Below are 25092 nucleotides of genomic sequence, written 5' to 3'. Positions count from 1 at the left end.
CGCAGCACACCGAGAGAGGGAGAAGATGACTTCAGTCACCGGCAGCCCCGCCGCCCGCGCGCGCCGGATCGTCGCACTCAACACCGCCTACTTCCAAGCGAAGGCGCTCCAGAGCGCGGTGGAGCTCGGCCTCTTCGAGCTACTGGCGGACCGCTCCGCCGGCGTCGACGAGATCCGGTCCGAACTGGGCGTCAACCACCGGCTGTTCAAGGACTTCCTGGACGCCCTGGTCGGCCTCGACCTGCTGACGGCCGAGGACGGCCGCTACCGCGCCGCCCCGCTCGCCGAGGAGTTCCTGCTCCCGGACGCTCCGACCTACCTGGGCGGCACCGCCCAGCAGCACGCCCGGCTGCACTTCCACGCCTGGGCGCAGCTGACCGACGCGCTGCGCGACGGCAAGGCCAAGTCCGCCGTCGCCGCGCAGGGTCCGCTGGCCTACCCCAAGCACTACGAGGACCTCGACCGCGCCCGCCAGGTCATGGCGCACATGGACGCCCACAACGGGTTCACCGCGGACGAGCTGGCCCGCCAGCTCGACTGGAGCCGCTACACGTCCTTCGTGGACGTCGGCGGCGCGCGCGGCAACGTGGCCTCCCGGATCGCCTCGGCCCACCCGCACCTGCGGGGCGCCGTCTTCGACCTGCCGGCGCTGCGCCCGCTCTTCGACGAGCTGGTGAGCACGGCCGGGACGGCCGACCGGGTCACCTTCCACGGCGGCGACTTCTTCGCCTCCCCGATGCCGGAGGCCGATGTGGTGATCCTCGGCCACGTGCTGCCCGACTGGCCGGTCGACGACCGCCGGGAGCTGCTGCGGCGCGCCCACAAGGCGGTGCGGCCCGGCGGCGCGGTGGTGCTCTACGACGCCATGATCGACCCGGACGAGCGGGACCCGGAGGTCCTGCTGCAACGGATCAACCACACCATGATCCGGGACGACAGCTCCGCGTACTCGCTCCAGCAGGCCCGCGACTACCTGGAGGAGGCCGGCTTCACGGTCGACCGGGTGACCGCCACCGACACCATCACCCGGGACCACTTCGCCATCGGCGTCAAGCCCGCCTGAACGGAAGGGAGAACGACGTGACGGAGCACGCCACACCGCAGGCGGAACAGCCGTACGACGTGGTCATCGTCGGCACCGGCCTGTCGGGCACCATGCTCGGCTCGATCCTGGCCAAGCAGGACTTCCGCGTCCTGCTGCTCGACGGCACCCACCACCCCCGGTTCGCCGTCGGCGAGTCGACCATCGGGCAGACGCTGGTGGTGCTGCGGCTGATCGCCGACCGGTACGGGATCCCGGAGATCGCCCACCTGGCGAGCTTCGAGGACGTGCTGGCCAACGTGAGCAGCGCGCACGGGCAGAAGAGCAACTTCGGGTTCATGTTCCACGAGGACGGCGAGGAGCCGGACCCGAACCTCACCAGCCAGTTCCGCATCCCCGGGATCGTCGGCAACGCCGCGCACTTCTTCCGGCAGGACACCGACGCGTACATGTTCCACACCGCTGTCCGCTACGGCTGCGACGCGCGGCAGGACTACCGGGTGGAGCGCGTCGACCTCGACGACGACGGGGTCACGGTGGTCGGCGCGGACGGCAGCAGCTACCGCGCCCGCTACCTGGTCGACGCCAGCGGGTTCCGCTCGCCGCTGGCCAAGCAGCTGGGGCTGCGGGAGGAGCCCAGCCGGCTCAAGCACCACGCGCGCTCGATCTTCACGCACATGGTCGGGGTGGAGGCGATCGACGACCACCTGGACACGCCCGACGGGCTGCGTCCGCCGGTGCCGTGGAACGACGGGACGATGCACCACATCTTCGAGCGCGGCTGGATGTGGATCATCCCGTTCGACAACCACCCCGGGGCCACCAATCCCCTGTGCAGCGTGGGCATCCAGCTCGACCCGAGGACGTACCCGGCGCGCCAGGACCTCACCGCCGAGGAGGAGTTCTGGTCCCACGTGGACCGCTTCCCCGCGGTGCGGCGGCAGTTGGAGGGCGCCCGGAGCGTGCGCGAGTGGGTCCGGACGGACCGGATGCAGTACTCCTCGACCCGGACGGTCGGCGAGCGCTGGTGCCTGATGTCGCACGCGGCCGGGTTCATCGACCCGCTGTTCTCCCGGGGGCTGTCCAACACCTGCGAGATCATCAACGCGCTGTCCTGGCGGCTGATGGCGGCGCTGCGCGAGGACGACTTCTCGCTGGAGCGGTTCGCCTACGTGGAGCGGCTGGAGCAGGGCCTGCTGGACTACAACGACCGGCTGGTGAACAACTCGTTCATCTCCTTCTCCCACTACCCGTTGTGGAACTCGGTGTTCCGGATCTGGGCCTCGGCCAGCGTGATCGGCGGCAAGCGCATCCTCAACGCGCTGACCGCGACCAAGGAGACCGGTGACGACACGCACTGCCAGGCCCTGGACGACAACCCGTACCCGGGGCTGTGGTGCCCGCTGGACTTCTACAAGGAGGCCTTCGACGAGCTCACCGAGCTGTGCGAGGCCGTGGACGCCAAGCGGATGACGGCCGAGGAGGCCGCCGCCACCCTGGAGCAGCGGGTGCGGGAGTCGGACTGGATGCTGCCCGCGCTGGGCTTCAACGACCCCGACACCCATCACATCAACCCGACGGCCGAGAAGATGATCCAGCTCGCACAGTGGGCCACCGACCACCCCCGCCCGGAGATCCGGGAGCTGCTGGCCGCCAGCGCCGAGGAGGTCAAGGCCGCCATGCGCAGGAGCTAGGGTCCTGTCCGGCCGAGGACGGCCGGCGGGACCGCCGAGGGCCGCGCCCGGGGAGCTGATCCCCGGACGCGGCCCCTTCCGTCGTCGGCGCGCCGCTCAGCCCTCGGCCGCCAGGGTCAGCGCGACGGTCCTCGGGTCCTCCTCGACCGGCCAGCGGGCGTAGGAGCGGCGCCAGTACATCAGCGGGCTGGGCACCTCCGGCCGGGCGGCACCGTCCACGACGGCACCGATCACGATCGTGTGGTCGCCGGCGTCGAGGGCCGCGGCGACCCGGCACTCGGCGTGCGCGACGGCGTCCAGCGGCACGGTGGGCAGGCCACCGAGCCGGCTGGGCTCCCAGCGGACGCCGCTGAAGCGGTCGCCACTGGCCGAGGCGAACAGCGCGGAGGTGTCCTCACCACCACCGCGCAGCACGTTCACCACGAACTCGCCGCGGTCCAGCACGGCCCGCAGCACCCGGCTCTCCCGATGGATGCAGACCAGCAGCAGCGGCGGCGTCTTGGAGACGCTGCACGCCGCGGAGCAGGTCAACCCGTACGGCTCGCCGTCGGCGCCCAGGGTGGTCACCACGGTCACTCCGGTGGGCAGCGCGCCCATGATGGACAGGAAGGTCGGGCCGTCGACGCAGTCGCCGGCGAGGTCCTCGGGCAGGGGTAGGGGCATGGTGGGCATGGGGTCTCCACTCTCGGCAGTCCGGTGCGGTGTCCCCATGCTCGTCGGGCGCGTTCGAGTCGCCGTCGGGTACGCCGCGTACCCCTGGCCCGGGAGCGGGACCAGGGGTACGCGGGTTGCCTCGGACGCGCGGTCACTCCTCGTCGCGCAGCTCCCGCAGCAGGAAGGTGAGCACGAAGCCGACCGCCAGGATCAGGCCGCCGACCAGGAACATCGTCTGGAAGCCGGCGGCGAAGGCGTCGATCGTGCGGGCCGCGAGGCCACCGCTCGTGGCAGGGTCCGAGAGCGCCTGGCGCACCGCCTCGTCACCGTTCAGGTCACCGCCGATCCGGCCGGCCGCGACGCCGAACAGCACCGACATGAAGACCGCGGCGCCCGCCGTGCCGCCGAGCTGACGGAACAGGCCGGAGGCGGCGTTGGCCACGCCCAGCTCGGACTGGGGCGCCGCGCTCTGGATGGCCAGGGTGATGACCGTCTGGGAGAGCCCGATGCCCAGGCCGAGCCACGCCGTGAGCACCACCACCACCCACAGCGGGGTATCGGCGCCGGCCGTGGAGAGCCCCAGCAGCGAGCCGGCCATCGAACCGAGCCCGACGATGGCGGGCTTCTTGAACCGGTTCGTCTTCTTGATGATCTTCGCGCAGACCATCTGGGAGATGATCGCGCCCGTCATCAGCGGGATGATCACCAGCCCGGCCACGGTGGCGGTCCGGCCCTGCACCAGCTGGAGGTAGAGCGGCAGGGTGGAGACCGTACCGAAGATGCCGACACCGATGGTGAAGTTGACTGCGGTGGCCAGGGTGATCCCGCCCCGCTTGAACAGCCGCAGCGGGACCATCGCCTCCAGGCCCCGGGCCCGCTCCGCCAGGACGAACAGCACCAGGCCGAGCGCGGCGACGGCGTACAGCACCAGCGAACGGCCCGAACCCCAGCCCCAGTCGAGGCCCTCCTCGGCGACGACCAGCAGCGGCACCAGCCAGAGCGCGAGGGTGACGGCGCCCCGGTAGTCGATCGGGTGGTTCACCCGCTGGTGCGGCAGGTTGAGTGCCTTGCGCACGCTCAGCAGCGCGACCAGCCCGAGCGGCACGTTGATCAGGAAGGCCCAGCGCCAGCCGGTCACCCCCAGGATCTCGCCGGCGCCCGCGAACAGCCCGCCGACCAGCGGGCCGAGCACGCTGGCCGCGACCCACGCCATCATCAGGTAGGAGAAGTACCGGCCGCGCTCCCGCACCGGGGCGAGGTCGGCGATGACGGCCGTGGGCAGCGACATCAGCCCGGCGCCGCCGAGTCCCTGGACCACGCGGGCGACGGCGAGCGTCTCCATCGAGTTCGCCAGCGAGCAGGCCGCCGACCCGACGATGAAGACCACGATCGCCGCCAGGTAGAGCGGCTTGCGGCCGTAGATGTCGGAGAGCTTGCCGTAGAACGGCATCGCGATCGTGGAGCTGACCAGGTAGCCGGTGATGACCCAGGCCTGGACGGTCTGCCCGTGCAGCTGGTCGCCGATCGTGCGCAGCGCGGTCGAGACGATGGTCTGGTCGAGTGCGGCGAGCAGGACTGCCAGCAGCAGTCCGGTGAGGGCCGTGATGATCTGGCGGTGGGTGAAGCCGGCCGGGCCGGCGTCGTCCGCGACGGCCTCGTCGGTCTGCGAGGCGAGGTTTGCCATGTCCTGTTTCTCCATGCGGTTTCGGTCGGCCCGCCGTGCGGTGCCGGACGACCGCACAACCCGGGCCCGACACACAAAATCGACAAGCTCTTGTCAATTTGAGGGTAGTGCCCACCTCGAGTAAATGACAAGCTCTTGTCGAAATCGCGCGAGCGTGCTGCGATTAGGCTTCCGTCATGACCGACCTCTCCCCCGTGGCAGATACCTTGAGCGAGATCACCACCGAGTTGTTCGCCGTCAACGGCGCCCTGCTGCGCGCGGGCGACGGGCTGTCCGGCCGGTTCGGGCTGACCTCCGCGCGATGGCAGGTCCTCGGCCTGCTGGCAGACGGTCCGCACAGCGCCGCGCACCTCGCGCGGGAGCGCGGGCTGCGCCGCCAGGCCGTCCAGCAGACCGTGGTCAAACTGGTCGAGGACGGCCTCGCCACCACCAGCCCCAACCCGGCGGACCGGCGCGCACCGCTGGTCTCGCTGACCGCGAAGGGCGCCGACGCACTCGCCCTGCTGGAGCCGGCCGAGCGGCGCTGGCTGGAACACCTGGCCTCGCCACTGGACCCGGACGACCTGAAGGCCACGCTGCGAGTGCTGCGTGGCCTTCGGGCGGCGCTGGCCGACGAACTGCCCCCGTCGGTCGCGGGCGACAGTGGCACCGCGGATCTCACAGGTCCAACGTGACCTCGTACTCCGTGAGCCAGGAGTTGAGCCAGAGCACCAGCTCCAGGCTCCCCCGGTCGTACGGGCGGCTCACCGCGCCCAGCGGCCGGTCGACGACCGCCCGCGCCCGCCCGAGGTCCAGCAGCGGCAGGACCGGGGCGTCCGCGTCGCGCAGCAGCCGGGCGAGTTCGGCGCGCAGCACGGCCTCGTAGCCCGGGTCCTGGGTGGCCGGGTACGGGGTCTTGACCCGCTCGACCACCGACCGCGGCAACAGGTCGGCGACGGCCGCGCGCAGCAGGCTCTTCTCCCGGCCGTCGAAGGACTTCATCGCCCACGGCACGTTGAAGACGTACTCCACCAACCGGTGGTCGCAGAACGGCACCCGAACCTCCAGGCCCACCGCCATGCTCATCCGGTCCTTGCGGTCGAGCAGGGTCTGCACGAACCGGGTCAGGTTGAGATAGGTGATCTCGCGCATCCGACGGTCATCGGCGGACTCCCCCGGCAGCACCGGCACTTCGGCGAGCGCCTCCGAGTACCGCGCGGCCCGGTAGCCGTCGAGGTCGAGCTTGTCCAGCAGTCCCTGCTGGAACAGCGAGCGGCCGCCGAAGTAGCGTGCCGAACCCGAGGTGAGCCAGGGGAAGGTGGTGGCGCGCAGGGCCAGCGGGTTGTGGAACCAGCGGTAGCCGCCGAACAGTTCGTCCGCGGCCTCGCCGGACAGCGCCACCGTGCACTCCCGCTTCACCGCCCGGAAGAACAGGTACAGCGAGGGCCACATGTCACCCCAGTACGCGGGCGGCAGGTCGGTGGCCCGCAGCACCGCGGCGCGCACCGCCGGATCCGTCAGATCGCCGCTGTCCAGCAGGACTTCGCGGTGTTCCGCACCCACGTGCCGGGCCAGGTCGCGGACGAACGGCGCGTCCGGCGCCTGGCGCACCGCGTCCGGGGCGAAGCCGTCCGCCGCGCCCCGGAAGTCCACCGAGAACGAGCGCACCGGCCCCGACCGGGCCGCCAGCGCCGTCACCGCCGAGGAGTCGAGGCCTCCGGAGAGCAGGCAGCCCAGCGGCACGTCCGAGACCAGCTGGCGCGCGACCGTGTCGGACAGCAGCTCCCGCACCGTCCCGATGGTCGCGGACAGGTCGTCGGTGTGCTCACGGGCCTCCAGCCGCCAGTAGGTGTGCCGGCGCACCCCGGTGCGCCCGACCCGGACGAGTTGGCCGGGCCGGACCTCGCGCATCCCGGAGAAGACGGCCGCCTCGGGCGTCTTGACCATGTCCAGCGCCTCGCACAGCCCCTCCGCGCCGACCCTGCGCGGCACCGCGCGGTCGGCGAGGACGGCCTTCGGCTCCGAGCCGAACAGCACGCCCGTGTCTGTCGGGTAGTAGTACAGCGGTTTGACGCCCATCCGGTCGCGGACCAGCAGCAGTTCCTCGGCCTGCTCGTCCCAGATGCCGAAGGCGTACATGCCGTTGAGCCGGTCCACCAGCGCGGCACCCCACTGGAGGTAGCCGCGGAGCACCACCTCGGTGTCGCACGCCGTCCGGAACCGGTGGCCGAGCGCGATCAACTCGGCGCGCAACTCACGGAAGTTGTAGACCTCGCCGGCGAACGTGATCGCCGCGCCGCGGCCCCGGTGCCGGGCGGTCATCGGCTGCTGCCCGTGCGCCGGGTCGATCACCGCCAGCCGGCGGTGGCCGAAGCCGACCCACGGGCCGAACCAGAGCCCCTCGGCGTCCGGCCCTCGGCAGGCCATGGTGTCCGTCATCGCCTGCAGCAGATCACGGCGCTGCTCGGGGGAGGCGTCGAAGTCGACCGCCCCAACGATGCCGCACACGCTCAACCCACCTGGGTCAGGCTCAGGTTGACCGCGGCCAGCAGCTGCCGCGGGGTCCTGGCCTCGACCACGACGTCGTCCGGCAGCGCGATGCTCCGGTCCCGCTCGATCATGTTGACGGTGTTGAACAGCGCCAGCGAGTCGTAGCCCAGGGCCTCGAAGGGCACGTCCAGGACGTCGTCGAGGTCGACGCCCTCGTCGACGCCCGCGGCCTCGCGCAGCGTGGTGATCAGATCGTCAAGGGTGAACTCTGCCATGGCGTTTCCTCAGTTCGGTCGATCGTCGGTCGATCGTCGGTCGGTTCTTCGGCGGCCGCTTCCGCGGCTCGCCCGCAGTCGGTCGGAAGTCGGTCAGCGGTCGGTCAGCAACCCGTCAGCACCAGCGCGCTGTTGAACCCGCCGTGCCCACGGGCGAGTACCAGCGCGCTCCCCAGCCGGGACGGCCTCGGCCGGTCCCCCACCAGGTCCAGCTCACCGAAGGCGGGCCGTCCGAGGTGGACGGAGGGCGGGATCACCGAGTCCCGCATGGCCAGCAGCGCCGCGGCCACGTCCAGCGGGGCACCCCCGGCGAGCAGCCGGCCGGTCATCGTCTTGGGCGCCGTCACCGGCACCCCGCGCGGTCCGAACACCGCGCTCAGCGCCTCGGCCTCCGCCCGGTCCCGCTCGGCCACCCCGCTGGCGTCGGCGAAGACCACGTCGATGTCGGACGGGCCGGCCCCGGCGTCGGCCAGCGCCGCCTCGATCGCCCGCCGCAGCCCGGGCGGACGCCCGGAACCGGGGCGCGGGTCGAAGGTGGCCGAGTAGCCGGCCACCTCCCCGTAGTGGCGGCGCTGCCCGCGCCCGGCCGCCCGCTCGGGATCCTCCAGGACGAGCAGCGCACCGCCCTCCCCCGGCACCCCGCCCGACGCGTCGGCGTCGAACGGCAGGAAGGCCCGCCGTGGGTCCCGTTCCGGGCTCACCGTGCCGCTGCGGGTGAGGCAGAGCCACGACCACGGGCAGAGCGAGCCGTCCACCCCGCCCGCCAGCATCAACGCGGTGCCCTCCCGGACGTGCCGCCGCGCCTTGGCCAGTGCGTCCAACCCGCCCGCCTGCTCGGCCACCAGCGCCGAGCCGGGGCCCCGCATGCCGTGCCGGATCGAGATCTGCCCGGTGTTGACCGGGTAGAACCAGGCGAAGGACTGGTACGCGCTGACGTATGCCGGGCCCTTGCTCCACAGCGCCGTCAGCTCCCGCTGCCCGAACTCGAACCCGCCGGCGGAGGCGGCCGTGACCACCCCGGCGGCGAAGTCCGGCATCGTCGCCGGGTCCGCCCCCGCGTCGGCCAGGGCCTCCTCCGCCGCCACCAGTGCCAGCCTGGTCATGTGGTCGGTCTGGGGCAGCAGCCTGCTCGGCAGATGGTCCTCCGGCCGGAAGTTCACCTCACCGGCCACGTGCGCCCGGTAGCCGGCCGAGTCGAAGCGGGTCACCGGGCCGAGGCCCGAACGGCCGGCCAGCGTGGCCTCCCAGTACTCCTCCACACCCCAGCCGTTCGGCGCCACCACGCCGATACCGGTCACCACGACCTTCGTCATGCCCCGCTCCATTCCGGCTCGGCCAGCACGATCGCGCTCTGGAAGCCACCGAAACCACTGGCCACGCTGAGCACCGTGGACACCCGCTGCTCCCTGGCCACCAGCGGCACGTAGTCCAGATCGCACTCGGGATCGGGCACGTGCAGATTGGCCGTCGGCGGAACCACCGAGTGCTCGATCGCCAGCGCGCTGGCGGCGAACTCCAGGGCACAGACCGCGCCCAGCGAGTGCCCGATCATCGACTTGATCGAGCTGACCGGCACCCGGTAGGCGTGCTCGCCGAGGCTCCGTTTGAACGCGGCCGTCTCGTGCCGGTCGTTCTGCTTGGTGGCCGAGCCGTGCGCGTTGACGTACGCGATGTCCTCGGGATTCATCCGGCTCCGGTCGAGCGCGACCCGAATCGCCTCCGCCATCTCGTTCCCGTCCAGCCGCAGCCCCGTCATGCTGTAGGAGTTGCAGCGCCCGGCGTACCCCGTGACCTCGGCGTAGACGTGCGCGCCGCGTCGGCGCGCGTGCTCGCGCTCCTCCAGGACGAACATCGCCGCGCCCTCGCCGAGGGCGAAGCCGTTGCGGGTCAGGTCGAACGGCCGCGAGGCGCTCTCCGGCTCGTCGTTGCGCGGCGAGGTCGCCTTGATCGCGTCGAAGCAGGCCACCGTGATCGGAGAGATCGCCGCGTCCGACGCACCGGCCAGCATCACGTCCGCCTCGCCGTCACGGATCAGGTCGCAGGCGTGGGCGATCACGTCGATACCGGAGGTGCACCCGGTCGAGACCACGCCCACCGGCCCCTCGGCCTCCACCAGCCAGGCCAGTTCGGTCGCCATCGAGGACGGCACGAAGTAGTCGTACAGATAGGGCACACCGTGGGCGTCGTCGACCAGCTGCCGCCGGCCCTCGTCGCTGACCACGGCGAACTCGCGGTCGAGGCTGATCGTCATCCCGCACGCCGTCCCGGCCATCACCCCGGTGCGGAGCGGATCGTTCGACCCCGACACCCCGGAGTCGGCCAGTGCCTCGCGCGCCGCCACCATGGCGAACTGCGCGGTGCGGTCCCATTGCCGAATCTGACGTTGGGTCAGACCACTGGCCACCGGATCGAAATCACACTCGGCGGCCACCCGGGACCTGAACGGCGACGGGTCGAACGTCGAGATCGTCCGGGTCGCCGTCCGGCCCGCGGTCAGCAACTCCCAGAACGCCTTGGTGCCGACCTCGCCGGGGGCCACCACCCCCATCCCGGTCACCACCACGCGGCGCCGCCCGTCCTCACCTGACACCGCTGCTCCCCCGCTCCGCATCCGACATACCCGATCGCCTCCTGTCCGTGAGAAGAAATCCGCCGGCACCGATCGTCGGCTCCCGCCCTCGCGGCGGATTCGAGCCGCCGTCCACCTGCCGCGCGGCCCGCCGCGCGAACCGGCGTTGAGGAGTGCTGCCTAGCCTCTGGTCGCATGGACATCGACACCGACATCTGCGTGGTCGGCGGCGGCCCCGCCGGGCTGACGCTCGCCCTGCTCCTGGTCCGCTCCGGCGTGCGGGTCACCCTGCTGGAACGCAGCCGCTCGCTGGACCGGACGTACCGCGGCGAGATCCTCCAGCCCGGCGGCCAGGCACTGCTGGACGAGCTGGGCGTCCTCCGCCCGGCGCGGGCGCACGGCGCCGTCGAGCACCAACGCTTCCTGCTGGAGGAGCGCGGCCGGATCCTCATCAACGGTGACTACCGACGGCTGCCCGGACCGTACAACTGCCTGCTGAGCCTGCCACAACGCCACCTGCTGGCCGAGCTGCTGGCCGCCTGCGCACGGCACGACGGCTTCCGCTACCTGGCGGGCACCAGGGCGAGCGGGCTGGTGGAGGAGGGCGGCGTCGTCCGCGGGGCGGTCGCCGCCGGGCCCGGCGGCGCGGGCGAGCAGGTGATCCGGGCGCGGTGCGTGGTCGCGGCGGACGGCCGCTTCTCGAAGATCCGCACCCTCGCCGGCATCGGCTACCGGCGCCAGGAGCTGTTCAGCCAGGACGTCCTCTGGTTCCGGCTGAGCGGAGCGCCGCAGCGGAGCACCGGGCACACGCGGGACGTCCGGGTCTTCCGGGCCGGCGGCAATCCGGTCCTGAGCTACTTCTCGGTGCCCGACTCGCTCCAGCTCGGCTGGACGCTCCCGCACGGCGGCTTCCGTCGGCTGGCCGACCGGGGAGCCGACCACATCATCGAGCAACTGTGCCACGCCGCACCGGAGTACGCCGAGCGCATCCGTGAGGAGATCACCGGCTTCGGGGACCTGTCCCTGCTCGACGTCTTCTCCGGCAGCGCCGAGGAGTGGGTGCGCGACGGGCTGGTGCTGATCGGCGACAGCGCCCACACCCACAGCCCGATCGGCGCGCAGGGCATCAACCTCGCCATTCGGGACGCCGTCGCGGCTCACCCCGTCCTGGTCGAGGCGGTGCGCAGCGCCGACGCCGGCGCGGCCCGGCTCGACCGGTACACAGCGCTGCGCAGGCCCGAGGTGGACCGGATCACCCGGATCCAGCGGATCCAGAGCCGGATGATGCTCTCCACCGGGCGCCTCTCCTCGGCGATCCGCCCGCGGACGGCGGCTCTGGTGTCCAGGACCCCGCTCTACGGCGCGATGCTGCGCCGGATCGCCTTCGGCACCTCGCCCGTCCGGCTGCGGACCGATCTGCTCGGCTCCACCGGGCGGTGACCGGCGCCCTCCCCCCACCCCTCCCGGCACGTCACCCCATTTCCCGTACCGGCCTGGCAGCCGCCCTCACCGGGGCACCGAGCGAAGAGGTAGAGCGTGATGACTCCACTGATCGATCCGCATCAACTGTCGGCCGCCGGGCCGACCGAGGCGGCGACGGCGGGCGGTGTGCTCGTCGCCCTGGCCGTCATCCTCGGCACCGCGTTCGTCTGCGGGAGACTGGCCGTCCGGCTGCGCCAGCCCGCCGTCATGGGTGAGATCGTCGGCGGGGTCGCCCTCGGGCCCAGCCTGATCGGTCTGCTCCCGGGACGGTTGGACGCCGTCCTGTTCCCCCCCGAGGTCCAGCCCCATCTGCGGGTGCTCTCCCAACTCGGCCTGATCTTCTTCATGTTCATCGTGGGGTACCGGTTCGACACCGCCCATCTGCGGGGCGCCGGGCGCCGGGTGACGGCGGTGTCGCTCAGCTCCGTCGCACTGCCCTTCGCGCTCGGCCTGGGCCTCGCGGTGCTGCTCCAACCCTGGTTTGACGCCTCCCAGTTGAGAACCACCGGCTGGCTGGGCCCGGCCCTGTTCCTGGGGACGGCGATGTCCATCACGGCCTTCCCCGTCCTCGCCCGGATCATCGCCGAACGCGGGATGCACCAGGATCCGCTCGGCACCCTGTCGCTCGCCTGCGCCGCCCTGCAGGACTTCCTCGCGTGGTGTGCGCTGGCCGTGGTAGTGGCCGTGGTGAACGCCCAGAGCCCTTGGGCGCTCGGACGGTTGGCGCTGAACACGGTCGTCGTCGTGCTCGTCCTCGGTTGCGTCGTCCGCCCCGCCCTCGGCTGGCTGCTGGCGCCGGAGCGGCGCCGCGCCGTCGGCGGACCGTGGATCCACGCCGTCCTCGTCACCGGGACACTGCTCTCTGCCTGGGTCACCGGCGAGATCGGCCTGGACGCCGTCTTCGGCGCCTTCATGTTCGGCGCGGCGGTGCCCCGCGACCGGATCGACGCCCTCGCGCCCGAGGTCCCGGAGCGCATCGAGCAGGCCGGCCTCCTCCTGCTGCCGGCCTTCTTCACGGTCACGGGGCTGGCCGTCGACCTGACCGGCATCGGGTGGCACGGCCTGGTCATCGTGGCCGCGGTGCTGGTGACGGCCTGCGTCGGCAAGTTCGCCGGTGCCGCCGCCGCTGCCCGGCTCACCGGCTCGACCAGGCGGGAGGCGGCCGCCCTCGGCATCCTGCTCAACGCCCGAGGCCTCACCGAGCTCGTCATCCTGAACGTGGGCCACCGGCTCGGCGTCATCGACACCCGGATGTTCAGCGCGATGGTGGTCATGGCCCTCGTCACGACCCTGATGACCGGGCCGCTGCTGCGACGCGTCGCCCCGCGGGGCACGCCACCACCATCGCTCCGCGCCCGCTCGGCCGCCCCCGAGGCGGTGTCCAGCAACTCCTGACCGTCCGGCCCCGAAGGGGTCAGAAGTCGCGCGGCACCGGTCCACCGGAGATGTCGCGCAGCTGCCTGCGCAGCTCCTTCTCGACGTCGCTGAGCGGCAGGTCGGGGCGGAGCCGCTCCGGGTGGCCCGGCCCGGGACCAGCGGGAGGCGGCGGCGCGACCGGCGGGGCGTACCCCGACAGCTGCCCGAGGGCGATCAGGCCTCGCAGCAGCGAGCGCAGGCAGGAACCGAGCAGTGAGCAGCGCATCCGCCGAGGATGGCGGGCCGCCTCGGAGCGCCCGTACAGCAGCGTTCGAGCGGGTCGGCCACCTCCAGCCGACCGCCACCGCGCTTCAGCCGCGGGAGGCGACGGGGCCGGCTGCGGCACGCCGCCCGGCCACCGCGGCCCTGCCGTGCCATCACGACGCAGCCGACGGCGCCGCCTTCGCGCCCGGCACCGCAACGGACGTGATCAGCTCTCCCGTACGTCCGCGGATGTCGATGCGGACCGGCAGCGTGCGGCGCCGCACGCTGGTCCCGCCGGGCTCGGCCGAGTGCGCCCGGCCCAGCACCTCTGTCACCGCCATGACGAGCGCCGTCGTCACGGCGTCCTCGGTGATCGGCCCGATGTCGTCCCCGAGCCAGTGCAGGACGAGCGCCCACTCGCCGTTTCGGGTCCCCGTGCGGGGCTGGGTGGGCTCCGCGTTCAGACCGAACTCGGCGAGGGCCTCGATCAGCGACTCCACGTCCTGGCCGTCGAGGTGCTGGAAGTTCTCTTCGATGAGCAGCTGTGTCATGAGCGTTCCCCCATGTGGTGGTCGGTCGGACGCGGACTCGGACGGCGCCTACCGGACGTCGCCCTACGACGATGCCGCGCCAGGGGCAGTCCGGCCCGACGGCCGGGCTCCCCTGACGATCGATCAGTGCTTCTGACGGCGTGGACGGTCGTTCCGGCCCACCCGGTTGCCGCCGCCGGACATCTTGACGCGTTCCGTACGCACGGACGGCCACACGTCGCCACCGCGGGCCGCCGGACGACAGCACGACAGCACGACGAGGCGGCCCCGGTGCACGGATTCCCCGGCACCGGGGCCGCCTCGTGCGCTGAGCGGGGCTCACGCGCTGAGCGGGGCCGCGTCATGCGCTGAGCGGCGGCGATCCGGGCAGCGTCGCGCCCGCCGTGTGCCCCGTCACGCGCCCCGTCATGTGCCGTAGGCATGGGCGCCATGGCGTCTACGCCGAATCGTCGACTGCGTCATCGGCGCCCAACTCGCTTTCCCCGCCCCATACTCTGGCTCCCGCCGATGCGGACGCATCGTGTGTCACAGGGGAGGATTTCGTGAAGTCGCTCATGGCAAGGGCCCGTTGGCTGGGCACCGCGGCATCGGTCGGCCTGCTGCTGACCACCGGAACCGGGGTCGCCACCGCACAGCCCGCCACCACCACGGCCCCCCAGGTCGTCCCGGTGGGGTACGCGTACCCGACGACCGCCGTCACCCCGGACGGCACGAAGGCCTACGTCGGGGTGACCGACGACCCCCGCGGCACGCCCGCGGTCAAGGTCGTCGACACCCGGACCGGCGGGATCACCGCCCGACTCACCCTTTCCACCGCCGCGAACTCCTTCGTCAGCGCGCTGGCGATGAGCCCCGACGGCACGCGGCTGTACGCGACCGTGGGGGCGCAGCACCTGGTCACCATCGACACCGACAGCGACACGGTGGCCGCCGACGTCCTGCTCCCGGTCCAGCCGCACCCCGACGGGTACGTGGACGGCTCACCGAGCTCCCTCGTGGTCAGCCCGGACGGCGCCGGCGTCTACCTGGCCCAGAACGGGCCACGGCAGCGCTGGGGCTTCCAGCCCGCCCGGGTCCTCGCGTACTCGACCGCCACCGGTACCTTCACCGCCTCCGTCGGCGTCACCGACTTCAGCGTCGGTTCGATCGTCCTGCGCCCCAACGGCCAGGACCTGTACGTCACCACCGGAGCCGGCCTGGTCCACCTGGCCGCCACGCCCACCTCGCTCACCACCGTCCGCACCCTCACCGCCGGACACGGCGCCTCCGGCGGCGCGGTGCTCAGCCCCGACGGCAGCACGCTGTACGGCCTCGGCGGCTACGAGAGCGACTACCTCGTCGACACCGAGACCGACACCGTCACCGAGAACTTCCACTTCGCGCCGGGCAACACCGACCTCCGCTACCCGGTCGTCAGCCCGGACGGAAGCCGCCTGTACTTCATCTCCAAGTCGACCGTCTTCGTCACCCCGGGCGGACCCACCCCTCCCGGCTACCACTACAACAGCGTGATCCTCTCCTACGACACCGAGGCCCGTGCGCTCGTCCCCGCCGAGACGGTGAACCCGCAGAAGGTGGAACTCGCCACCGGCCTGGCACTCGCCCCGGACGGCCACACCTTCTACCTCGGCGGCAACACCTACCCCGGCGGCGTTCCGGGCATCGTCGCCAGCCTGGAGATCATCGGAAACTGACGGCCAGTCAATTTTTAGGCGGGTGCCCGGCCCTCGACGATCCGCCGGATCTCGCGCGCCAGGGTGTCGGGGTCGCTGGTCGGCACCAGATGGTCGGCGTCGGCCGCCAGTACGTGGCGGCCGACCTCGGCCCGGCCGACGCGGTGGGCGTGCGAGGCGTTCACGGTCTCCCGGACCTTCGAGCCCATGCCGGTCGAGGTCCGGACGGCCGAGACCACCGTGAGCGGGATGCCGCCCAGGGCCGGCGGGTTCTCCTTCATGGCGGTCAAGTCCGCGACGACGGAGCCGAGTTCGGCGCCCCGGGTGCGGATGGTGGAGACGGTGAACCCCTCCTCGCGCATCTCGGCCGCGGCGTCCGCCGGAAGGGCGTCGAGCATCGGGCGGAAGGCCCGGGCCAGCAGGCCGGTACGGGCCAGCAGCATGCTGACCGCCTGCCCGATCCGCTCCTGGCGGCGCACCGACGGCGCGAACACCAGGTCGCAGGACTCGTCCGTCGGGTCGGCCAGCACCAGGCCCGCGATCCGCTCGGGGCGGGCCGCGGCGGCGATCCGGACGATCGGCCCGCCCCAGCTGTGCCCGACCAGGACGAACGGCCCGGGGCCGAGGCCGCCGAGGTGGTCGAGGTGGTCGAGCAGGTCGTTGAGGTCCTCGGCGAGGCGGCGCAGCGGGCGCGGCGCGGGGTCCGGCGCGCTGCGGCCGAGCCCGCTGCGGTCGTACGCCACCGTCGCCGCGACCCCGTCCAGCCGGAGCTGCACCGGCGCCCAGCACGAGCGGCTGGAGGCGAGCCCGCCTTCCAGCACGACCGTCGGCACGCCCTCGCCGCCGGGCCCCGGCCGCCGCATGTAGAACAGCTCCCGGCCGTCCCGTGTCCGCGCCCGCCCCGGCTCACCCTGACTGTGCATCCCCGGCACCGCCCTCACCCTCGACCGTCCATCAAGTTTGGTTAGCCTAACCTCACTTCCCCGGTGATCGCGACCACCCGCGGCCGACCCGCAGGGTCGATGGGGCGGCGGGGACGGCGGGGACGGTCAGTAGTCGGCCGCCGTGCCACCGGCCGGACCAGGGCGACAGCCTGTGACCTGGGGTCACAGGATGACCGCCTGTCTGGCTGGCCGCGAGGGCCGTCCGCAGGATGGCCGCATCGGACTCCTGCCCTCCCGTCGCGGCCGCTCCCGCCTGCCGTCCGAAGGCCCGGCCGCTCCCTCGCACGACAAGGTGGTGATCGCTGTGAGCAGCATCTCCGACCCGACCCGGCCCGAACAGGCCGAGGACGTCCCGCCCCTGGCGCCGGCCCAGGCCTTCGAACGGTGGCGCTACGCGGGAGTGTTCCTCCTGCTGTTCCTGTTCGGCACGGAGACCTTCCTGGTGTCGCCGCTGCTGCCGACCATCGCGGACTCGGTGCACACCACCGAGGCGGCCGCCGCCTCCAGCGTCACCGCCTACGTGCTGGTGTACGCCGTCGCGGCGCCCTTCCTCGGGCTGCTGAGCGACCGGTTCGGCCGCCGCCGCACCCTGGTGGCGGGCACCCTGCTGTTCGTCGTGTCCAACGCGGCGGCCGCCCTCTCCACCGGGCTGACGCTGCTGGTCGTCTCCCGCGCGGTGGCCGGGCTGGCGGCGGCCGCGGCCGGGCCGGCGATCTGGGCGCACATCGCCGAGACCGCACCGGAGGCGGTGCGCGGCCGGGCCCTCGGCCTGGGCATGGCGCTGTTCTCCTGCGGCCAGGTGATCGGCGTGCCGCTCGGCGGCTTCCTCGCCGGACTGGCCGGCTGGCGGTCGGCGTTCTGGGCGCTGACCATCGGCACCGCGGCGGCCGTGCCGCTGCTGCTGAGCCAGGTCCAGCGCCGTTCGGCGCAGGCGGCCGCGCCGCAGGTGGGGGCGGTCCGGGCGATCCTGGCGGGCTGGGCCGACCCGACGCTGCGGCGCGCCCTGCTGGTCAACACGGTGTTCAACACGGCCAACCTGGGCGCCTACACCTTCCTCGGCGCGGTGCTGGTGCAGCGCTTCGACCTGTCGGTGCAGGCCTTGGGCCTGGTGGGCGTGCTGGTCGGTGCGGGCAGCCTGGTCGGCTCGCTGCTGGGCGGCCGGCTCGGGGACCGGGCCAGGACCGCCGGGCGCTCCGACCTGCCGATGCTGCCGCTGTGGGGCGTGCTGCTGGCGGCGGGCGTCGCGCTGGCGGCCAAGGGGCCCGGCCTGGTCCTCGCCCTGGCCGGCGTGGTGGTGTGGTTCCTGGCCTCCGGAGGCTTCGTGACGGACCAGCAGACGCTGGCCGGCACCATCGCCCCGGAGCTGCGGGCGACCTCCAGCGCGTGGCTGACCTCGACCATGTACGCGGGCACCGGCCTCGGCGCCTGGGCGATCGGCACCTTCGGCAACGTCGCGGACGGCACCCTGCTGATCGGCACCGGGCTCGCGCTGGTGGCCGCCCTGGGCGCGCTGGCGGTCAGCCTCGGCCTGCGCCGGTCCACCGCATCGGGCACCTGAGGCCCCGCCGGAACGGCCGGGATGCCCGGCAGGGCCGGCGGCTCAGCCGACCCGGCGCTCCCCCTCCACGCCGCCGACCGCGCGCAACGGTTTTTCGACGAGTTCGGTCATCCGCGCCCGGTCGGCGGCGCCGTGCGGGGTGAACAGCAGCACCGTCGCGGTCGGGTCGTCCACCGGGTGGAAGGACGACAGCGTCAGCCGGACCGGTCCGAGCCCGGCCGGCTCGACGGTGACGGTGCGGACGGTCAGCTCCGCCACCGAGTGGCAGCCCCACCAGTGCCGGAACTCGGGCGCGTCCTCGTCCAGGTGCCGGTAGACCTCGCCGGTGCGGGGGTCGGCCAGGGCGGGGCCGGCCTGCGCCCGGAACTGCTGGAAGACGTTCATCGCGAGCGGTTCCCAGTCGCGGAACACGGCCCGCACCCGGTGGTCGGCGGCCATCACCCACATCAGGTTGCGCCGGTCGGCGGGGACGAACTCGGGCGAGCCCCAGAGCGCGACCCAGGCGGCGTTCCAGCCGAGCAGGTCGAAGTGGCGGTCGAGCAGGACGGCCGGGCTGGTGGGCCAGGAGTCCAGGACCGGCCGGATGGCCTCGGCGAGCCGGCCGGCGCCGTCCTCCGAGGCGGCGGCCGCCGTCGGCTCGTGGTAGCCGGCCAGTCGCATGGCGTGCCGCAGCCCGGCCGCGTCCAGCCGCAGCACCCGGGCGATCGCCTCCAGCACCTGCCGGGAGGCGGTGACCCGCCCCTGCTCGACCCAGGTGTACCAGGCCAGGCCGACGCCGGAGAGGGAGGCGACCTCCTCGCGGCGCAGACCGGGGGTGCGGCGCCGGGTGGTGGCGGTGAGGCCGACGTCGGAGGGCTTGAGGAGCTCGCGATGGGCGCGCAGGAAGGCGCCGAGTTCCCTGCCTGCGGGGGGAGTTGACACGGTTGGCTCCTCGGCCCTGGTCGGTGCCGTCGAATGCGGGGGTGTGGGCTGCCACCAGCGTAGACGCAGCCCGCCGCCCACCCCAGGGGTGAGCGGCGGGCTACACATGTTGTTAACGAGACGTCAGCTGCCACAGCCGGACGGGCATGTGGCTGACGTGGCCGCGCTCCTGCTGCCGACGCCAGGCGCTCTCGCCGACGGCGCGGAAGAAGGCGGGCCGCTGCTGCGCCGGCACCGCACGGCTGTAGTAGTCCCCGAAGGTGGCGGCGTGGAAGTGCTCGTACTGGGCGGCTCCGTCGACGGTGACCACGGCGTCGCGCTCCAGGTGGCCGGCCACCGCGAGGTGCGGGCCCACCACCGCCGCGAGTTCGTCGACGGTCCTGGTCCGGGTCGCGATCGGCAGCACCCCGGCACGCTCCAGGACGCCGGGCACCTCGTCGTACGGGGTGCCGAGGGCGACCAGGGCGTCGCGGACCAGCTCGTCCTCGCCGCCGAGGCCGCGCTCGTCCCGGGCCGGGTGGTAGGTGGTGAGCAGGAAGCGGCCGCCGGGGGCGAGGTGGGCGGCGGCCCAGGCGAAGATCCGCTCCTCGTCCGGGTACAGCCAGTGCAGCACCGAGGTCTGGGTGATCAGGTCGGCCCGGAACGGCAGCGGCTCGGGCACGGTGAGGTCGGCCCGGTGCAGGGCGACCCGCTCGCCGTAGGGCTGGAGCCGGGCGGCGGCCTCGGCGATGCGGTGCTCGGAGCGTTCCAGGCCGACGGCGCGCCGCAGGGAGGGGAAGCGCTCCAGGGCCTCCTGGAGCAGCTGGCCGATCCCGCTGCCGAGGTCGATCAGGGATTCGGGGGCTCCGGTGACCTGGTCGAGCACCCAGTCACGGTCCTGGACCTGGCGCAGCCGGCTGGCGTCGGCGTACCCCGCGAGGGTGCGGGCCTGGATCTCGACGGCGGACGTGCTCACGGCTGGTTCTCCTCCACGGTGGACGGCTGTGCGGTGGACGGCTGGTCGGTAGCTGGCTGCTCTGCGGCGGACGGCTCCACGACGGCGGGCTGCTCCGCGGCGCCCTGGTCGACCAGCTTCAGCAGCCGTTCGCGGGCGGCGCTCTGGTCGTAGCGCTTGAAGAGGTTGATCCGGTTGCGGGCCAGGTCGCCCCGGTGCACGTACTCGTAGAGGTCCTGGCGCTGGCCGAAGCCGTCGCCGGTCAGCTCCCAGGCGATCCGGAAGAGCCGGGCCTTGCGTTCGGCGTCGATGTCCCGGCCGCGCATGTAGCGGTCCAGGTGCGGGCGCAGCCGGGGGTTGGCGAGGTCGCCGGCGGTGGGCTGGATGAGCAGCCCGGAGGCGCCGATCTTGCGGACGATCTCGACCGCGCTGCCGGCCACCTCGGCCGACCAGACCCGGGAGGCCGCCGTGTCGCCGGGGGCGAACAGGCCGCCGTCGGTGAGGCCGCCGCGCGCCTCGGCGGCGTCGAGGAAGTACTCGGTCAGTTCGGCGTACCCGGCGAGGCGGCCCAGGTCCTCCTGGATGTTGCGGAAGCCGTCCACGCCGATCGACTCGGCAACCAGGGTGGCACTGGCCAGCAGGGTCCGCAGCCGCTCGCGGTAGCGGATGTGGCCGACGTAGGCGCTCCAGGCGTTGATCCGGCCGAGGCCGGTGCGCGCCAGGTTCGCGTCGCGCAGCAGGAAGACGCGGTCCCAGGGCACCAGGACGTCGTCGAAGAAGAGCATCGCGTCCTGCTCGTCGAACCGCGCGCCGAGCGGGTGGGCGTGCCCCCAGGAGGCGCTGCCGAGCGGTTCGCGGGCGAGGGTGATCAGGCCGGGGGTGTTGAGCGGCAGGGCGAACCAGGTCACGAACTGCTCGCCCCGGCCCTCGGTGAACGACGCCGAGAGGTAGACCAGCACCTCGTGGGCGATCGGGGCGAGCGTGGTGAGCTGCTTGGCGCCGCGCACCACGATGCCCCGGTCGTTCTCCTCCACGACGCGCAGGGCGAGGTCCGGGTCGTCCAGCGGGTTGGCGGAGCGGTCGATCTGCGGGTCGCCGAGGGCGTGCGAGAGGACCAGGTCGTTGCTCGCGCAATGCCGGTACCACGCCTCGGCGTTGGCGCCGAAGCGCGGGTCGGCGCCGGCCAGCCGGTGCCGGAAGTCGTAGACGCCGACGGCGATCGAGGCCATGAAGGCGGGTGAGCGGCCCTGCTGTCCGAGTGCCTCAGCGTGCCACAGCTCGGCGCTGCGGCGCTGGAGCCGCAGGTCCTCCAGGGTGCGCGGGGGCTGGTAGGCGCGGGCCAGCCGCAGGCCGCTGTCCGGGTCCTCCCAGGTGAGCAGGTCGCGGTGGGCCGGGTCGTGCTGGAGGTCGATCAGGCGGGCCAGTTCGTCCACGGCCGGGCGGAACGCGGGGTGCTCGGCGGGGTTCGCGATGCGCTTGCCGTCGAGGTAGAGCTCGCGACCGTCGTCCAGTTCGGCCCGGTACCGGTCGCCGGTCAGCAGGCCGCGGGCGGTGGCGGGTGCGCCGCGGCCGGTGATGGTGCCCAGCAGTGTCATGCGCCAACTCCGTTTGATGTCAAGGGTTCAAGGGTTCAAGGGCTTCGGGTCGATCACGCGGTACCGGCCGTCGTGGTACAGCAGCGGGTCGCCGTCGCCGCGGTCCGCGGCGGCGACCCGGCCGACCAGGATGGTGTGGTCGCCGCCGGGCAGGGTGCCGTGCAGCCGGCAGTCGAACCAGGCCAGGGCGTCGTCGACGAGCGGGGCACCGGTGACGGCCGTGCGCATCGGCACCGCGGTGAAGCCGCCGAGCGCGCGCCCGGCCCCGGGGGTGGCGAAGCGCCGGGCCACCGCCGACTGGCCGTCCGTCAGGACCGAGAGGCCGAACCGTCCGGCGGCGCGGGCCGCGGCCACGAGCGGGCTGTGGCGGCTGACCGCGACGGTGACCAGCAGCGGGTCGAGGGAGAGGGTGCTGAAGGAGGAGACCGTCTTGGCGAAGACCTCCTCGTCCGCGCGGGTGGTGACCACCGCGACCCCGGTGGTCCAGCCGCGGGAGGCGGCCCGGAAGGCCTCCTCGGCGGCCTTCGCCGTGGTCACGGCCGCCGCGGGGCCGCTCATCGCAGCCCCACCCGGTAGGCGCGCAGCCACTCGTCGACCTGGACCAGGTGGTCGAGGCCGCCCACCGGGTTAGGCGCGGTGCGCGGGCTGGGCAGCGGGCGGCCCTCGGCGAGCAGCCGGCGGACCAGCTCGCGGTCCACCAGCTCGAAGACCGGCGCGTTCGGGTCGGCCAGCAGCTCGTGCGCCCGGGCGGTCAGCACCTCGGTGTAGCGGACGGCCGGGGTGGACGGGTAGCCGCTCTTGGGCCGGTCGGCGACCTGCGGCGGGAGGAGGTCCCGGACGGCGTCCCGGAACAGGCCCTTGGCCCGCCCGTCCGGCGCCTTGAGCGCCCACGGGACGTTCCAGAGGTACTCCACCAGGCGGTGGTCGCAGAACGGCACCCGCACCTCCAGGCCTACCGACATCGACACCCGGTCCACCCGGTCCAGCAGCGGGGGGAGCCAGCGGGTGAGCGCGAGGTGGAAGACCTCGCGGATCCGCGCGTCGGCGGCCGACTCGCCGGGCAGGCGCGACACCTCGCCGAGCGAGCGGTGGTAGGCGGCGGCGGTGTACTCCTCGGGGCGTACCTCGGCGCGGACGTCCGGGCGCAGCAGGTCCGCCGGCGTGGCCTTGCCGTGCAGCCACGGGAAGGTCGGCGCGGCGACGGCCTGCGCGTCGTGGAAGTACGGGTAGCCGCCGAAGATCTCGTCCGCGGCCTCGCCGGAGAGCGCGACCGTGGAGCGCCGCCGCACCTCGCGGAAGAGCAGGTGCAGCGAGGCGTCCATCTCGCCCCAGCCGGGCCGGTCCCGGGCGCGCAGGACGGCGTCGCGGGCGTCCAGCAGGTCGTCGTCGGGCACCAGGACGGTGGTGTGCAGGGTGCCGATGTGCTCGGCGGCGGCCTGCACGTACGGGGCGTCGAGGGTGGTCCGCCAGGCGTCCGGGGTGCGGTCGGTGCTGCCGGGGAAGTCGACCGAGAAGCTGGCGATCTTCCCGTGGCCGGCCCGCTCGCGGGCGGCCGCGGCCAGCGCGGTGACGGCGCTGGAGTCGACGCCGCCGGAGAGCAGGGTGCACAGCGGCACGTCGCTGATCAGCTGCCGCTCGACGGCGTCGGCGAGCAGGTCCCGGACGGTGCCGCGGGTGGTCGCGGCGTCGTCCCGGTGCTCGGCCGACTCCAGCCGCCAGTAGCGGAGTTCGCGGGTGGCGCCGCGGCCGACGACCACCAGGTGGCCGGGCCGGACTTCGTGCAGCCCGCGGAACAGGCCGTGGCCGGCGCTCGGCGCGGCGGGCAGCGCGAACAGTTCGGCGATGCCCTCGGCGTCCAGTTCGGCGCGGAACAGCGGGTTCGCGAGCACCGCCTTGGGCTCGGAGCCGAACAGCACCCCGGTGGCGCGGGCGTGCCAGTACAGCGGCTTGATGCCGAGGTGGTCGCGGACCAGCAGCAGTTCCTCGCGCGCGGCGTCCCACAGGGCGTAGGCGAAGATGCCGTTGAACCTGGTCGGCGCGTCCTTGCCCCACTGGAGGTGGGCCCGCAGGACCACCTCGGTGTCGGAGCGGGTCCGGAAGACGTGCCCGAGGGCCTGCAGTTGCGCGCGCAGCTCGCGGTGGTTGTAGAGCTCCCCGTTGTAGCAGAGGACGGCGCCGGCGTCGGGCCCCGGGCGGTCGGCGAGCGGCTGGGCCCCGCCGTCCAGGTCGATCACGGACAGCCGGCGGTGGCCGAACGCGGCGTGCCGGGAGAGCCAGACGCCGTCCGCGTCCGGGCCGCGGCAGGCCAGGGTGGCGGTCATCTCCCGGACCGTCCGCGCCTGGTGGCGCAGGTCGGTGTCCCAGTCGATCCAGCCGGTGACACCGCACATCTCAGGACTCCCCCGGTTCGTCGTTGGCGGCGGGCCCGGCTGCGGCGCTCGACTCCCAGCGGCAGCCGTGGCCGGTCGGGCCGTTGGTCAGGCGGTGCGCGGGCCGGTAGCCCTTGGCGCGGATGTTGGCGGACAGCGCCTCGGTGCAGTAGGTGCAGGGCGAGGCGAGGGTCAGCTGGACGCCCGAGCGGCGGGCCTTCTCGCGGTAGTCCCAGATCGCACAGTGCGTGATGGTGAGCGCCGCGTGCTCGGCGCCGGGCGGCTCCTCGTCGTCGAACTCGTACTCCGAGCCGTACAGTTCGGCCTGCCGGGCGATCCGGTGGATCGGGTCGGCGGCGCCCCGGCCGTGGTCGGGCTCGACCTCGCGGTGCACCTCGGCATTGGACCGGGCCCAGTCCCCCAGCCCCTCCTCGCCGTAGCGGCGCACGAGGAAACGTTCCATCAGTGCCTGGTCGCGGAAGAACACCCGCTGCCACTCCGGGGCCGGGGCGTCCGGCGCGGGGAGGTCGGCGAAGAGCTCGGACTGCAGCACGAACCAGTCGGTCAGGTGCAGCCCGTTCCCGCGCGACACCAGGTACCGCGTCAGGCCCGCCTCGGCCTCGTGCAGCCGCTGGCGCCAGAGCGCCGACCGCTCGGCGTCCGACATCGCGCGGTACGGGGACCTCGGCTGCTCCGCGCCGGGGCTCCGGTGGCTCGCGGCGGCCAGCACCGCCGTGCGCGGGCCGGCGTCGGCACCCGCCGCACCGGTGGAACCGGTCGGACCGCCGGTCCTGTCGGACACACCCCCCATCGGGCCATCTCCCTTCGGCTGGACGATCCTTCGGACCGTCGTGTGGTGGTCGTTTCCCGCCACGCTACGGAGCTGGCCGGGCGCCCCGGTAGCCCCGAACGGCGCCGCTCAGGGCGCCGATCGTCGCCTCGCGCATGCTCCGAAGGTCACCTGCGGGAGGCGGCCGGAACACGACGGAGGGCGGGTCTGACAATTCGCGTCGGATCAGCGCGCGGCGTTGGGCGCCCGGCTGGGCGTGCCGGCGAAG

The 25092-nt window shown here is 73.3% G+C and carries 22 protein-coding genes; 7 read left to right on the top strand and 15 right to left on the bottom strand.

What is annotated here, in order from left to right; translation table 11 throughout:
• Positions 1-25 precede the first annotated feature (25 nt).
• Entirely contained in the window at positions 26-1063 is a 1038-nt protein-coding gene (locus tag ACFV6D_RS15750) for a methyltransferase (RefSeq protein WP_063346337.1), read from the top strand.
• Positions 1064-1080: 17 nt separating this feature from the next.
• Positions 1081-2736 (top strand): NAD(P)/FAD-dependent oxidoreductase, encoded by a 1656-nt coding sequence (locus ACFV6D_RS15745; protein ID WP_063346338.1) that lies wholly within the window; start codon positions 1081-1083, stop codon positions 2734-2736.
• 96 nt (positions 2737-2832) lie between these two features.
• On the opposite strand, the gene ctcQ is transcribed toward ACFV6D_RS15745, so the two are convergent.
• Entirely contained in the window at positions 2833-3408 is a 576-nt protein-coding gene (gene ctcQ / locus ACFV6D_RS15740; RefSeq protein ID WP_380379901.1) for a flavin reductase CtcQ, read from the bottom strand.
• Positions 3409-3541: 133 nt separating this feature from the next.
• Positions 3542-5074, bottom strand: coding sequence for a tetracycline efflux MFS transporter Tcr3 (gene tcr3, locus ACFV6D_RS15735; protein WP_380345791.1), 1533 nt, complete (start codon positions 5072-5074; stop codon positions 3542-3544).
• Positions 5075-5250: 176 nt separating this feature from the next.
• On the opposite strand from tcr3, the gene ACFV6D_RS15730 reads away from it, so the two are divergent.
• Positions 5251-5748, top strand: coding sequence for a MarR family winged helix-turn-helix transcriptional regulator (locus ACFV6D_RS15730; protein WP_063346340.1), 498 nt, complete (start codon positions 5251-5253; stop codon positions 5746-5748).
• Here the strand turns inward: ACFV6D_RS15730 and asnB (ACFV6D_RS15725) are convergent.
• The 4 genes from asnB (ACFV6D_RS15725) to ACFV6D_RS15710 all read right to left on the bottom strand — a co-directional run bounded on the left by asnB (ACFV6D_RS15725) (position 5732) and on the right by ACFV6D_RS15710 (position 10408).
• Positions 5732-7561, bottom strand: coding sequence for an asparagine synthase (glutamine-hydrolyzing) (gene asnB, locus ACFV6D_RS15725; RefSeq protein WP_063346341.1), 1830 nt, complete (start codon positions 7559-7561; stop codon positions 5732-5734). The two genes, ACFV6D_RS15730 and asnB (ACFV6D_RS15725), sit on opposite strands and share 17 nt — an antisense overlap.
• A gap of 2 nt (positions 7562-7563) precedes the next feature.
• On the bottom strand, positions 7564-7818 hold the full coding sequence (locus ACFV6D_RS15720) for an acyl carrier protein (protein WP_063346342.1): 255 nt from the start codon (positions 7816-7818) through the stop codon (positions 7564-7566).
• A gap of 104 nt (positions 7819-7922) precedes the next feature.
• On the bottom strand, positions 7923-9131 hold the full coding sequence (locus tag ACFV6D_RS15715; protein WP_380560124.1) for a ketosynthase chain-length factor: 1209 nt from the start codon (positions 9129-9131) through the stop codon (positions 7923-7925).
• Positions 9128-10408 carry a beta-ketoacyl-[acyl-carrier-protein] synthase family protein gene (locus ACFV6D_RS15710; protein ID WP_279634872.1) on the bottom strand — a complete coding sequence of 427 codons (1281 nt, stop codon included), beginning with the start codon at positions 10406-10408 and terminating at the stop codon, positions 9128-9130. The genes ACFV6D_RS15715 and ACFV6D_RS15710 overlap by 4 nt, the downstream gene beginning before the upstream one ends.
• Before the next feature lie 174 nt (positions 10409-10582).
• Here ACFV6D_RS15710 and ACFV6D_RS15705 point away from each other — a divergent pair, with 174 nt between their 5' ends.
• Positions 10583-11827 (top strand): FAD-dependent monooxygenase, encoded by a 1245-nt coding sequence (locus ACFV6D_RS15705; RefSeq protein WP_380560122.1) that lies wholly within the window; start codon positions 10583-10585, stop codon positions 11825-11827.
• 99 nt (positions 11828-11926) lie between these two features.
• Positions 11927-13264 (top strand): cation:proton antiporter, encoded by a 1338-nt coding sequence (locus tag ACFV6D_RS15700; RefSeq protein WP_380560120.1) that lies wholly within the window; start codon positions 11927-11929, stop codon positions 13262-13264.
• A 19-nt stretch (positions 13265-13283) separates the two neighbouring features.
• On the opposite strand, the gene ACFV6D_RS15695 is transcribed toward ACFV6D_RS15700, so the two are convergent.
• A complete protein-coding gene (locus ACFV6D_RS15695; RefSeq protein ID WP_380560118.1) occupies positions 13284-13511 on the bottom strand; it encodes a DUF6059 family protein in 228 nt (75 codons plus the stop codon).
• 151 nt (positions 13512-13662) lie between these two features.
• Positions 13663-14040 carry a hypothetical protein gene (locus tag ACFV6D_RS15690; protein ID WP_380560116.1) on the bottom strand — a complete coding sequence of 126 codons (378 nt, stop codon included), beginning with the start codon at positions 14038-14040 and terminating at the stop codon, positions 13663-13665.
• A gap of 554 nt (positions 14041-14594) precedes the next feature.
• Here ACFV6D_RS15690 and ACFV6D_RS15685 point away from each other — a divergent pair.
• Positions 14595-15734, top strand: coding sequence for a hypothetical protein (locus tag ACFV6D_RS15685; RefSeq protein ID WP_380560114.1), 1140 nt, complete (start codon positions 14595-14597; stop codon positions 15732-15734).
• Between the two features lie 14 nt (positions 15735-15748).
• Here ACFV6D_RS15685 and ACFV6D_RS15680 read toward each other — a convergent pair whose 3' ends face one another.
• The gene (locus ACFV6D_RS15680; RefSeq protein WP_380560112.1) at positions 15749-16636 is read right to left on the bottom strand and encodes an alpha/beta fold hydrolase; all 888 of its coding nucleotides are present in this window, start codon (positions 16634-16636) and stop codon (positions 15749-15751) included.
• 325 nt (positions 16637-16961) lie between these two features.
• On the opposite strand from ACFV6D_RS15680, the gene ACFV6D_RS15675 reads away from it, so the two are divergent.
• Positions 16962-18215 (top strand): MFS transporter, encoded by a 1254-nt coding sequence (locus ACFV6D_RS15675; RefSeq protein WP_380560111.1) that lies wholly within the window; start codon positions 16962-16964, stop codon positions 18213-18215.
• Positions 18216-18257: 42 nt separating this feature from the next.
• Here the strand turns inward: ACFV6D_RS15675 and ACFV6D_RS15670 are convergent, their stop codons facing one another.
• From ACFV6D_RS15670 to ACFV6D_RS15645, 6 genes are all read right to left on the bottom strand, one after another.
• Positions 18258-19136 carry a helix-turn-helix domain-containing protein gene (locus tag ACFV6D_RS15670; RefSeq protein ID WP_380560109.1) on the bottom strand — a complete coding sequence of 293 codons (879 nt, stop codon included), beginning with the start codon at positions 19134-19136 and terminating at the stop codon, positions 18258-18260.
• 112 nt (positions 19137-19248) lie between these two features.
• Positions 19249-20091: a class I SAM-dependent methyltransferase gene (locus tag ACFV6D_RS15665; RefSeq protein ID WP_363369481.1), complete on the bottom strand. Its 843-nt coding sequence runs from the start codon at positions 20089-20091 to the stop codon at positions 19249-19251.
• On the bottom strand, positions 20088-21665 hold the full coding sequence (locus ACFV6D_RS15660; protein ID WP_380560108.1) for a 4-hydroxyphenylacetate 3-hydroxylase family protein: 1578 nt from the start codon (positions 21663-21665) through the stop codon (positions 20088-20090). The genes ACFV6D_RS15665 and ACFV6D_RS15660 overlap by 4 nt, the downstream gene beginning before the upstream one ends.
• A gap of 27 nt (positions 21666-21692) precedes the next feature.
• Positions 21693-22223, bottom strand: coding sequence for a flavin reductase family protein (locus ACFV6D_RS15655; protein ID WP_380560106.1), 531 nt, complete (start codon positions 22221-22223; stop codon positions 21693-21695).
• Positions 22220-24055: an asparagine synthase (glutamine-hydrolyzing) gene (gene asnB / locus ACFV6D_RS15650; protein WP_380560104.1), complete on the bottom strand. Its 1836-nt coding sequence runs from the start codon at positions 24053-24055 to the stop codon at positions 22220-22222. The genes ACFV6D_RS15655 and asnB (ACFV6D_RS15650) overlap by 4 nt, the downstream gene beginning before the upstream one ends.
• Position 24056: 1 nt before the next feature.
• Positions 24057-24836 carry a hypothetical protein gene (locus ACFV6D_RS15645; RefSeq protein ID WP_079135393.1) on the bottom strand — a complete coding sequence of 260 codons (780 nt, stop codon included), beginning with the start codon at positions 24834-24836 and terminating at the stop codon, positions 24057-24059.
• Positions 24837-25092: the final 256 nt, after the last annotated feature.

It is taken from the genome of Kitasatospora sp. NPDC059812, assembly GCF_042732075.1.
Taxonomy (GTDB): Bacteria; Actinomycetota; Actinomycetes; order Streptomycetales; family Streptomycetaceae; genus Kitasatospora.
The sequence above is the reverse complement of the archived record's forward strand: the minus strand, read 5'-3'. Positions and strand labels throughout refer to the sequence as shown.